Source organism: Bacillus sp. AFS001701, from assembly GCF_002559405.1.
GTDB lineage: Bacteria > Bacillota > Bacilli > Bacillales > Bacillaceae_G > Gottfriedia.
This window is the reverse complement of sequence record NZ_NTZO01000089.1, coordinates 25,363-31,525: the sequence shown is the minus strand read 5'-3', so window position 1 is coordinate 31,525 and position 6,163 is coordinate 25,363. Positions and strand designations below refer to the sequence as shown.

At 33.5% G+C, this 6,163-nt stretch carries 6 protein-coding genes; 1 reads left to right on the top strand and 5 read right to left on the bottom strand.

The window, feature by feature from the left end; genetic code table 11:
* Positions 1-157: 157 nt before the first annotated feature.
* The gene (gene argS, locus CN514_RS07525) at positions 158-1,828 is read right to left on the bottom strand and encodes an arginine--tRNA ligase (RefSeq protein WP_098232064.1); all 1,671 of its coding nucleotides are present in this window, start codon (positions 1,826-1,828) and stop codon (positions 158-160) included.
* Entirely contained in the window at positions 1,825-2,262 is a 438-nt protein-coding gene (locus tag CN514_RS07520; RefSeq protein ID WP_056469204.1) for a YwiB family protein, read from the bottom strand. Before CN514_RS07520 ends, argS begins: the two co-directional genes overlap by 4 nt.
* A 431-nt stretch (positions 2,263-2,693) precedes the next feature.
* On the opposite strand from CN514_RS07520, the gene CN514_RS07515 reads away from it, so the two are divergent.
* Entirely contained in the window at positions 2,694-2,948 is a 255-nt protein-coding gene (locus CN514_RS07515; protein WP_098232063.1) for a hypothetical protein, read from the top strand.
* A 113-nt stretch (positions 2,949-3,061) separates the two neighbouring features.
* Here the strand turns inward: CN514_RS07515 and CN514_RS07510 are convergent, their stop codons facing one another.
* From CN514_RS07510 to CN514_RS07500, 3 genes are all read right to left on the bottom strand, one after another.
* On the bottom strand, positions 3,062-4,288 hold the full coding sequence (locus CN514_RS07510) for an MFS transporter (RefSeq protein ID WP_098232062.1): 1,227 nt from the start codon (positions 4,286-4,288) through the stop codon (positions 3,062-3,064).
* Positions 4,289-4,311: 23 nt separating this feature from the next.
* Entirely contained in the window at positions 4,312-4,734 is a 423-nt protein-coding gene (locus CN514_RS07505; protein WP_098232061.1) for a MerR family transcriptional regulator, read from the bottom strand.
* A 277-nt stretch (positions 4,735-5,011) separates the two neighbouring features.
* Entirely contained in the window at positions 5,012-6,133 is a 1,122-nt protein-coding gene (locus CN514_RS07500) for a PepSY-associated TM helix domain-containing protein (RefSeq protein WP_176525825.1), read from the bottom strand.
* Between the last annotated feature and the right edge of the window lie 30 nt (positions 6,134-6,163).

Genomic DNA, 6,163 nt, shown 5'->3' with positions numbered 1-6,163 from the left:
TAAAAAATTGGTGAAACTTGTTATTTTTCCCTATTTACCAACAAAGTTTTATAAAATAACTTACTAAAAAAATACAAAATAATACTTTGGAAATTTGATTAAGTTAACAAAAAAGTACCATACCCTATATTAGGGCATGGTACTTTTAATTTGCTATTTACATTTTTTCTGGTGCAGAAACTCCAACTAAAGCTAATGCATTTTGTAACGTAACTTGAACTGCCTTCATTAAAGCTAGTCTAGCTTTTGACTTTTCAACATTTTCAGCATCTAATACTTTTTCTGCATTATAGAAGCTGTGGAATGTACCCGCTAATTCAAACACATAGTTTGTAATATGATGCGGAGTACGTTTTGAAGCAGCTAATGAAACCGCTGCTGGGAATTCTCCTAATTTCTTTAATAACTCATATTCTTTTTCAGATGAAACAAGGCTGTAATCAGCTTCTCCATTGTAAACAATACCCATTTCTTCTCCTTGACGAAGAATACTACAAACACGAGCGTGAGCGTATTGTGAATAATACACAGGGTTTTCATTTGATTTAGAAACAGCTAAGTCCATATCAAAGTCTAAATGTGAGTCACAACCGCGCATTGCAAAGAAGTAACGAGTTGCATCCGTACCTACTTCTTCCATTAAATCACGTAACGTTACAGCTTTACCTGTACGTTTACTCATTTTAACTTTTTCACCATCTTGATATAACTGAACCATTTGGATAATTTCTACTTCAAGCGTATCAGCATTATATCCTAATGCTTGAATTGCTGCTTTCATTCGAGGAATGTATCCGTGATGGTCAGCCCCAAGAATATCAATTAATTTATCTGCGCCACGACTAAGCTTGTCTCGGTGGTAAGCGATATCCGGAGTTAAATAAGTATAAGAGCCATCGCTTTTAATTAGTACACGGTTTTTATCATCACCATATGTTGTAGAACGGAACCAAGTCGCTCCTTCTTCTTCATATGTTTCACCACGTTGTTTTAAATCATCAAGAGCCTCTAACACTTTGCCATTTTGATATAATGAAGTTTCTGAATACCACACATCAAATTCTACTCTGAAATTACGTAGATCTCGTTGTAGTTTTTCCATTTCTAATTTTAAACCGTACTCACGGAAGAACTTGTAACGAGCCTCTTCTGGTTCATTCACATAACGGTCACCGAATTCAGCAGCTAAAGTTTTACCGATCCCAATAATGTCTGAGCCATGATAGCCATCTGCTGGCATTTCTTTATCCATTCCAAGTGCTTGCATATAACGAGCTTCTACCGAAAAAGTTAAATTATTAATTTGGTTTCCAGCATCATTAATATAATATTCACGGGTTACTTCATAACCTGCTTTGTCTAAAATATTGCATAATGAATCTCCAAATGCAGCTCCACGAGCATGACCTAAATGTAAATCTCCTGTCGGGTTTGCTGAAACAAACTCAACTAAAATCTTTTCACCGTTACCAAAATTTGTTTGGCCATATTCATTTCCCGATTTAATAATCGTTGGAATTAAATCAGTAAGATAACTATTATCCATATAAAAATTAATGAAACCTGGTCCAGCAATTTCTACTTTTTGAATGCTTGCTTTACTTTGGTCAAAAGTTTTAATTAACTCTTCTGCAATCATTCTAGGAGCCTTTTTAGCAACTCGTGCTAATTGCATCGCCATATTTGTTGAAAAATCTCCGTGCGCTTTATCTTTTGGTGATTCTAATACGACTTGTGGTAATTGTTCCTCCGTTGCTAATCCTGCTTTTAATACCGCAGCTTCGATTTCATTTTTCAAACGACTTTTTACTTGTTCTAATGTATTCATATCGTTGCCTCCTTAATTGATACTGTAATGTTATACGACCCAGCATTTTCATCTCCTACGAATAACTTATATCCTAATTGAAGTACCCCTTTTAAAGGTCCTTCAGATACTAGAAATTGTAGTTTTTTCGTATATGCTTTCGTTTGAAATACACCTAATTCATTTGAGAAAGTACCTTCAGTTGTTTCATTTACTCGGTATTGATGACGCATCATAACTCCGCCATTACGAATAATTGTTACTTCCCCTTTACCTATTTTCATAGTAGCCTTTACTTTTCGGTCCTCGTGATTTTCATCAAATAATAAATATGAAACATCATCTTTTTTATAGTATAGGCCATTTGCTTGAAAACTGACTTTATCACGCCCGTGCGGATCTTTTATCAAAGTCTCAAAGTCAATTGAGACAGGTATGCCTTGTTGTCCTTTCACTTTTACACGTCCTTTTCTCCCCATGAACGTAACGAATCACATCCAAAAATCATCTTTTCCCATTTTAGCATAATCTAATAAAAAAAATAAAATAGGTAACAAAAAAATTGTGAAAAATATTCATTAGAATGAACAAAATAATATGGCTATCTGAAAAATTGGGGTACTTTCTTGTTTCTAAAATATTGCATAGCACTTTTTTTTCATAATATCTGTAGCTTCGTTCTTTATAATGGTGAATTTCGGCCATATTTATTTCAACTGATCAAATCTAAAAATGCAGGAACTATTACTCATTGAACGTCATTCGATTTCAATTGCATCACTTACTAACAAAATAATCTTGTCATGAAAGTAGGGAGGATTTTTGTTTTCAATTGAAAACTGTTTGTGAGACAATAAAGAACATATGAAGAATAAAAGGGGATTTTATGAAAACAATTGCACAACTATCATCTAGCAAACTATTTTTCATTGGGCTAGGTATTGGAATCATTTCGTTATCGAGTATTTTTCTCATTTATTTGTACTCCTTTTTCGTGCCATTCATTGTTGGACTTATTCTGTGGTTCATTTTCAAACGAAAATCAATCATGTTCGGCAGTTTTACAGCAGCATTAATCGGATTACTCGCACTGATCGGCTTCATCGTTTATCTGATGATGTTCGGTCATTTCGGACCATGAAAACCAGCTCGTAAAGGGCTGGTTTTTGTTTTTCATATTCAAGAAAAAAAAACCGCCAGGAATACGTAATTCCTAGCGGGTTTTCACCATTGATTTTGAAATTCCGGATTATCTTAATGTGCAGATTCTGCTTTATCAATATGAATTAAATGCTTTTTATTAATAAACAAGAAAAGTACAGATAGTAATACAAAACATCCACCTACATAGAAAGGTACATGTGGATTATACCATTCGGCAAGTTTACCTGCTAAATATGGTGCAATCGCTCCACCAAGGAAACGTAAAAAACTATATGCAGCTGATGCTGTTGAACGTTCAACTGGAGCTGCTTGCATTACTGCTGTTGTAATTAATGTATTGTTATTTCCTAAAAATGCACCTGCAATTATTACACAAACAATAATTACACTTTTCGTATCAGTTCCAATTCCCATAACGATAAGTGTTATAGCGAAAAGTGCTAACATAGCATACATCGATTTAAGTGTACCGAATTTTTTTTGTAATTTTGGTGCCATAAATACAGATGTAATTGCTAATAAAAGTCCCCATCCTAAGAATACAAATCCTAAACCATGTTCCTTTAATCCCATATAGAATGGTGAGAATGCTAATAAAGTAAAGAATCCAAAGTTATATAAAAATGCTGTAATCCCTAATGTTAATAGTGATCTATGTTTTAGAGCACGAAATGGATCAAGGAACGATGCTTTTTTCGTATTTTGTGTTATAGGTGTTTTTGGCATCATAAAGGAAAGAGATAAAAATGCAATTACCATTAAACAAGCAACACCAAAAAATGGACCTCTCCAAGAGATTGAACCTAATTCTCCACCTAATAATGGACCAACTGATATCCCAAGACCAATCGCAGTTTCGTATAAAATAATCGATTGTGCAACACCTGATCTAGATAGTGAAACTATAGCAGATAATGCAGTCGCAACGAATAGCGCGTTACCTAGACCCCAACCTCCGCGTAACCATACTAATTCCCATATACTGTTTGAATTTCCTCCAAGACCCGCGAAGACTGCAATAATTAGTATGCCTAAAAGAAGTGTCCACTTAATTCCAATACGTGAAGAGATAAAACCTGTTATTAACATCGCGAATGCCATTACTAAATTGTAACTTGTAAAAAGAAGCGTTACATCACTTTTAGAAGCATGCATCTTTTCAGCAATTGCTGGTAAAATCGGGTCAACTAATCCAATTCCCATGAATGCGATAATACAAGCAAAACCAACAGCCCATATAGCTTTTGGCTGATTCAAAAGACCAGATTTTTGATTTACATTTGTCTTTTGCTTTTTACCATCTGCCAAGTTTGACATAATTCATCCATCTCCCATAATATTTATTGTTCTAATGCTTTTTTTACCCTCTGATACATCTCATTCATTTCATCTCGAATATCGTTCATTTTTTTAAGTTTCTCTTCAATCATTTTTAATTGTTGAGCAAGTATTGCTTCTGCTCCTAGAAGATTTTCTTTTCTTTCATCTTCATTCATTTTTTCCTTATTTTCTCTATAATGTAATCGGAATTCTTCATACGCCTCACTAATTGCCATATATGCCTGGACCTCCTGCAAAGAAAAACCAAGAACATCGCGAACGTTCATTATTTTCTTTAGACGTTCGATATGCAAATCAGAATAAAGTCGAAATCCTCCTTCACTTCTTTCAGGGGGAGAGATTAGACCGATTTCTTCGTAATACCGAATCGAGCGCTTTGTTAATCCACATTCTTTCGCTACATCATCTATTTTGTATAGCAAATCATTGCCTCCTTTCGAAATGAATTTAAATTTTTTATATCACTTATTTATCTTACTCCCAATGTATCGTTAACGTCAACGTTAACTTTGTACATTTTTCTATTTTTATCTTTCTACAAAATTGTTGTTTTACTATGAAAACAGTACAAATAATCATATTTGTCCCCGATACAAAAAACCCGAAAGATAAATACGTTTTTAGCGCATTTTCTTTCGGGTTCTAACACATACTTAACCGAATATCGTTATCATACTTCCATGTAAAATTCTGTTCGTCTTAAGCCGTTTGCTGTAATTTGCTCATTTTTTTAACTTTATTTTTTCGTTTTAGCGCCCACATTGTAATACCAGTTATTCCTAAACCGAGTGGAGCTATTCCAACTACAGCATAAATTGTTTTTACGAACACACCACCAAAAGTTCCTCTATGTAAACTTTCTCGCCAAATAAAGAATTTATCATAGGCTGTTTCTGTATTTTTCGAAAAAGTTCCTAAATGCTTTCCAGAAAATTGATCGAAAAATTCACTTGTATTTCCTTTACCTTCAGGATCGTAACTGCCATCACTTAATTGGGCTTCTATAACACCTTCTTTATCCGATGGAAGTCTTAACTTGTATAACTCACCTTCCGGATGTAATTTATTAATTTGGGCAGTTATCGTATCTAATCCTATTTGTTGTTTACCATTACCAACTGATTTAAGTTCTTCAGGATAATTCGATGTAAATTTCAATTTTAAAGATTCTTCAATCTTTTCTTGGAATGGAAATAGCATTCCTGTTATTGCTACAACAAGTAAAAATGGTAAAGTAATAACCCCTATGAAATTATGTAATGATAGATTTTTTGCCATTTGACTTTTATTCCATTTAATTTTTAAGCTTTTAAACATTCGTTTAATACCTGGATACCATAAATAAATACCTGTAATAAGAATGATAATAAATGCAATTGCAACGATACCAATAATTGTTTCACCAATATCATCTAATAATAAATGTGTATGTAACTCTTTAACAAAAGAAACGACTGATTTCTCTCTATCGAAATTGCCTAATAATTTGCCATTGCTAGGATCAACATATGCATCAATTTCATTATGTCCTTTTGACATACTTGCATGATATACATCTGTTAACTTTGAAGGCACATCCATCCTCGAAATTTGAAAACCTTTGTATTGTTCAAGGAAAATCTTTTCTGCTTCTTTAATTCCAATATTTCTTTCACTACTTGCAGGCTTAAAATACTGCGGATTTAATACATGTTCAATCTGATTCCCAAACACTAATACACTACCCGTTGCACAAACAGCAATAATAAAAAGGCCAAAAACTAAGCTGCACACCAAATGTAGAGTTAAAATAAATTTTCTTACCCCTTTTTTCATTTTCATCTTCTCTTCTCCCATAACTTGATAACAATA

Coding starts and splice junctions, on each gene's coding strand:
- CN514_RS07515 (WP_098232063.1), top strand. CDS start 2,694: ATGAAAACAATTGCACAACTATCATCTAGCAAACTATTTTTCATTGGG.
- CN514_RS07500 (WP_176525825.1), bottom strand. CDS start 6,133: ATGAAAATGAAAAAAGGGGTAAGAAAATTTATTTTAACTCTACATTTG.
- argS (WP_098232064.1), bottom strand. CDS start 1,828: ATGAATACATTAGAACAAGTAAAAAGTCGTTTGAAAAATGAAATCGAA.
- CN514_RS07510 (WP_098232062.1), bottom strand. CDS start 4,288: ATGTCAAACTTGGCAGATGGTAAAAAGCAAAAGACAAATGTAAATCAA.